The sequence below is a fragment of the Calidithermus terrae genome (assembly GCF_003574345.1).
Classification (GTDB): domain Bacteria; phylum Deinococcota; class Deinococci; order Deinococcales; family Thermaceae; genus Calidithermus; species Calidithermus chliarophilus.
In genome coordinates this window covers 1-4360 of record NZ_QXDL01000281.1, presented here as the reverse complement: position 1 = coordinate 4360, position 4360 = coordinate 1, and the positions used below count along the sequence as shown (strand labels likewise).

The 4360-nt window shown below is 69.7% G+C and carries 8 protein-coding genes; 5 read left to right on the top strand and 3 right to left on the bottom strand.

Going from position 1 to position 4360, the window contains the following annotated elements:
* From Mterra_RS19295 to Mterra_RS19280, 4 genes are all read left to right on the top strand, one after another.
* The coding region (locus Mterra_RS19295; protein WP_147372953.1) for an N-acetylmuramoyl-L-alanine amidase family protein at positions 1-321 on the top strand (321 nt) is incomplete at its 5' end.
* Positions 322-421: 100 nt separating this feature from the next.
* A complete protein-coding gene (locus Mterra_RS19290; protein ID WP_119316606.1) occupies positions 422-751 on the top strand; it encodes a metal-sulfur cluster assembly factor in 330 nt (109 codons plus the stop codon).
* A 72-nt stretch (positions 752-823) separates the two neighbouring features.
* On the top strand, positions 824-1213 hold the full coding sequence (locus Mterra_RS19285; protein ID WP_119316605.1) for a hypothetical protein: 390 nt from the start codon (positions 824-826) through the stop codon (positions 1211-1213).
* A 152-nt stretch (positions 1214-1365) separates the two neighbouring features.
* On the top strand, positions 1366-1731 hold the full coding sequence (locus Mterra_RS19280; protein ID WP_119316604.1) for a hypothetical protein: 366 nt from the start codon (positions 1366-1368) through the stop codon (positions 1729-1731).
* 19 nt (positions 1732-1750) lie between these two features.
* Here the strand turns inward: Mterra_RS19280 and Mterra_RS19275 are convergent, their stop codons facing one another.
* The 3 genes from Mterra_RS19275 to Mterra_RS19265 all read right to left on the bottom strand — a co-directional run bounded on the left by Mterra_RS19275 (position 1751) and on the right by Mterra_RS19265 (position 3740).
* Complete coding sequence (locus Mterra_RS19275; RefSeq protein ID WP_119316603.1) at positions 1751-2170, bottom strand: DUF3197 domain-containing protein; 420 nt, start codon at positions 2168-2170, stop codon at positions 1751-1753.
* 63 nt (positions 2171-2233) lie between these two features.
* Positions 2234-2758: a YfiT family bacillithiol transferase gene (locus Mterra_RS19270; protein WP_119316602.1), complete on the bottom strand. Its 525-nt coding sequence runs from the start codon at positions 2756-2758 to the stop codon at positions 2234-2236.
* Between the two features lie 190 nt (positions 2759-2948).
* Positions 2949-3740, bottom strand: a complete 792-nt coding sequence (locus Mterra_RS19265; RefSeq protein WP_119316601.1) for a class I SAM-dependent methyltransferase — start codon at positions 3738-3740, stop codon at positions 2949-2951.
* 202 nt (positions 3741-3942) lie between these two features.
* Between Mterra_RS19265 and Mterra_RS19260 the strand changes: the two genes are divergently transcribed.
* Positions 3943-4359: a hypothetical protein gene (locus tag Mterra_RS19260; protein ID WP_119316600.1), complete on the top strand. Its 417-nt coding sequence runs from the start codon at positions 3943-3945 to the stop codon at positions 4357-4359.
* The last annotated feature ends 1 nt before the right edge of the window (position 4360 follow it).

The following is a 4360-nucleotide window of genomic DNA, read 5'->3' as shown; positions in this document are numbered from 1 at the left end:
GCCCCCACCCGCCCGGTCCTCGTGCCCGCTTCGCCGCTCTCGCTGAGCCAGGGCCGCCGGGCCGAGCTCTCCCGCAGCCTAGGGACGAAGCTGATGGGCTACCTGCTCTCCAGCACCACCGCCTCCAACCGCGGCCTGCGCACCTCCGACTTCTTCGTCACCAAATACACCCCCGTGCCCGCGGTGCTGGTGGAGATGGGCTACGTCACCCACCCCGTCGAGGGCCTCAACCTGCGCAACCCGCTCTACCTCGACCGCATCGCCTACGGCATCGCCCGGGGGGTGCTGGAGTACCTCGAGCACGACTACCCCGTCCAGTAGCGCCCGATCCAGGGATCCGACGGCGGACCCCCCATACCCCCGAGCCATAGGGTGAAAAGCCCCTCTATTGGGCCGGGAGGGGCTGGCTATACTGGGCGGCATGAGCGAAGCGGTACTGCCCACCCAGGAACAGGTGCTCGAGGCGCTGAAGGTGGTCAAAGACCCCGAGATCCCTGTCAACATCGTAGACCTGGGCCTGGTCTACGACGTGGAGGTCAAGGAGGACGGGGTCGTGGACATCATCATGACCCTCACCTCCATCGGTTGCCCGGCCCAGGACATCGTCAAGGCCGACGCCGAGATCGCGGTCATGAAGTTCCCCGGCGTCAACGCGGTCAACGTGGACTTCGTCTGGAGCCCCCCCTGGACCCCGGCCAAGATGACCGAAGACGGCAAGCGCCAGATGCGCATGTTCGGCTTTAACGTCTGATCAGACCTCCTTCAGCCCCCGCTCAAACCCCGGTCAGCCGGGCGGCCTAGCCTTGGGGCGAGGAGGTCAGCTATGGCTAGGGTTTTCGCTATCTTCGCCGACGAAAAAGCGCTCGAGCAGGCCACGCGCGGCATGGCCGACGCCGACTACGAGGTGCTGCCGCCCGTCAACGACACCTCGGCCCCGCCGGGGGGAGGCCTGCCCGCGGCCCCCGTGGTGGCGGGGGCGACCCTCAACCCGGGCAGCCCGGTCGGCGTGGGGGTTCCTGCCGGGGCCGCGAGCTTAGTCAGCGGGCCCACGCTCGAGGACGAGCTGCACGGCAAGGGCCTGCCGGAGGGGGAGACCCGCATGTTCGCCGACGCGCTGCGCAGCGGCTCGCACGTGCTCATCGTCCACCGGGCGGCCGAGGGCTTGCCCGACCGCCTGCGCGAGGCCGGGGCCGCCCACGTCTCGCCCAACTGAGCCGGGCTCAGAGCGCTTCTCGCCAAATACCCCGCACGGCCGGGTTGGCTGGGCGGCTAAAACACCCCCCGGGGGGTGTTCGTGGGAAACACGATCAGTCCTTCCTCAGCCCGCCCTCAAAAGCCGGTCAGGCCGGCCGGCTAAGCTCGGGCATGGCCAAGCTATTCGCGGTATTCGACGACGAGCGGGCGCTCGAGAACGCCACCCGCGAACTCGGCGCCGAGGACTACGAGATCCTCACCCCCGGCAACGACACCGGCAACCCCATCAGCGGGCCGCTGGCGGTCGCCAACCCGGCGGGACTGAGCAACAGCAACTACCTGACCCAGTCGGCCGCCGTCATGGTCACGCCGCTCGGGCAGGACGTGGGCGCGGTGCCCGCCGAGCCCGGCGACGACGACCGCATCATCGCCGAGGCCCTGCGCAACGGGGCTTCGGTGCTGGTGATGCGCCGCGCCAGCCGGGAAGCGGCCCAGCGGCTGCGGGAGCTGGGCGCCTCCTACGTCTCTACGGTCTGACCGGCCCCAGCCGTTCGGATCAGGTCCGGCTGGTGTAGCCCTTTTTGAGGTACAGCACGGGGTCGGTGGGGTTGGCCGCCGCGACCAACTGCTGGTACGCCGCCTCCGGGTCCTCGACGAAGACGGCCGCGTACTCCGAGGGGGGCAGGACCACCTCGTAAAAGTGGGTCACGCCCTTCTCTTGCAGCCATTGCACGAGCGCGGCCAGGGCGTCGTCGCCCGGCGCCCCGAAGGCCGGGCCGAAGGCGTCGAGGCTCAGCACCGGGGTTTTGACCCCGCCCCGGGCGAACACCGCGTAGCGGGCCTTGCCCCGCTGGTCCTGCCAGTCGGTGACCAATGTGACGATGAGCCGTTCGAAGGAGGCCCCCCGCAGGGCTTGCTGGAGGTCCTCGAGGGTTTCCTTGGGGGCTGCACGCAGACCGACGACGTTGAGTTCCATAACCGCCGTCAGTTTACCGCCTCGCCCTGCCGGACAAAGCTCCCCGCCACCCGGTCCTCGCGCTCACCAGCCCATGCGCTTGCGCAACTCGGTGATGTGGGCGACGTGGTGGCTGCCGTGCCAGGCGTACAGCCCCAGGGCGCGGGCCAGGGTGGTCGGCCCCGACTCGGGGTGGACGAAGCTGCGCTGCCAGTCCTCCTCCTTCAGCCCCCGCAGCAGCACGACCCAGCGCCGGTGCAGCGCCTCGAGCAGCCGCAGCGAGACCTCGACCGGGGTGTCGCGGCTGTCTGCCAGCCGGGCCCAGGCCTGCTCGTCGTAGGGCTTGATGGCGGGGGCCTCCTCGGTGAGGGCCAACTTGAAGCGCACGTAGCTGTTGAGGTGGCTGTCGGGAACGTGGTGCACCACCTGCCGCACCGTCCAGCCGCCCTCACGGTAGGGCGTGTCGAGCTGCGCCTCGGAGAGCCCTTCCACCGCCGCGCGCAAGTGGGCCGGCGTCTGGGCCAGGACCTGCAGCCACCCCTCCCGTACCTCGGGCGTGATGACGGGGGGAGCCTGGAAGCGGCCGATGGGGTAGCGGGGGTCGCTCATGAAGAGTAGGGTATCGGATCCGGGGCGTTGCTGCAGGCGGCCGTGAGCGGTCAGCCATCAGCCTTCAGCAAAAGGCTTGTAGCTTGTGGTATGTGGCTCGTGGCGTATGGAAGCATCCCCCCTGGCCCCCCTTGTTAAGGGGGGTAGAGAAAGGGCGTTTAGCGTTCAGCCATCGGCCATCGACCCGACCTCACGGCATCCGCGCCGCGCGCACCACGAATTTCCAGTGGGTGGGGTACTCGAGGTCGGGGTCGGGGTAGGTGTCCATGACCCACTGCTCGAGCTCGGCCACCGAGGGGCGGAAGACCTCCTCGGGGACGGCCTGGGTGAAGGAGTAGAGGCGGTCGCGGATGATCTCGAGGCTCGAGCGCGGGCTGCGCGGCTCGATCCAGTCGGCGACCGGCTTGGCCTTGGGGTCGAGGCCGGACTGACGGAGCGCGCGCTCGACCTCGGCCAGGCGCTGCTGGTGGCGGCCGCGCTCGAGGCGGTAGCCCAGCCGCGTGAGGATCTCGGCCCACTTCTGCTGGATGCGCCAGTCCTCGCTCTCGCCCTCCGACTGGTCCCAGCCCTCGAACAGGAAGCCCCCCGGCTTGAGCACCCGCAGCGACTCGCGCAGCGCGACCTGCCAGTCGTCGAGCAGGTGCCAGAAATGCACCACGATCACGGCGTGCAGGCTCTCGCGCTCGAAGGGCAGCTCGCGGGCGTCGCCCTCGACGAGGCGGGCCTTGCGGGCGACCCCGGCCACCTTGTTGCGCAGCACCTCGAGCATGGCGGGGTTGATGTCGAGGGCGGTGTAGCGGTAGCCCCGCGCGATGATGGGCACCGCGATGCGGCCGGTGCCGGCGCCGACCTCGAGGAAGTGCGGCTCGCGGAAGACCCGCTCGACGGGGGCGGTGATGGCCGTGGCAATGCGGCCCGACACCTCGGGCGGGTGGTACCGCGTGCGGTCGTAGGCGTGGGCGACCCGGCTGATGGGGGTCATGACTTGGCCTTCATGATAACAAGCTCATTTCCAGAGTCAACGCACCTGCACCGGCACCCCGCCCGGCGAGCGGGCGAGAAGGACGGGAAATTCCCGGGCCGCCCGGCCTCGGGATCCGCCTCAGGGGCCGAGCCGCCGGTCGCTGCCCGGTGCCCCGTGGGTCTCAGCATCAGCTCATCGAACCCCCCGGTATAATCGCCGCGTGCCCAACCTCGCCGACAAATACGAGGTGCTCGAGGAACTCTGGCAGGAGGGGTTTATCAAGGCTTTCCGGGTCGCTTGTGAAGGGCGGCACGGCAAGCTGTACTGGTTCGACGTGCACACCCCCGAGGCCCGGGCCGTGTTCGCGGGCTACCGCAACGCCCTGCGGCGCCTCGAGGAGCGCCAGGCGCTGCCCGAAGGCCTGGAGATCTCGAACAAACCGGGCCGCTACTACGCCTTCTGGCCCGAGAGCAACCGCCACTCCCTGCGCAAGGCCCGGCTCAAGCCCGTGCAGGAGGTCCTCGAGCCCTTCGGCTACACCCCCAACGACTTCGAGCTCGCTGAGCACGAGGGGCGCCCGGTGGTCGTGGACCTGCGCCCCTCGTGCTCAGCGAGCTCGAAGTCGTTGGGGGTGTAGC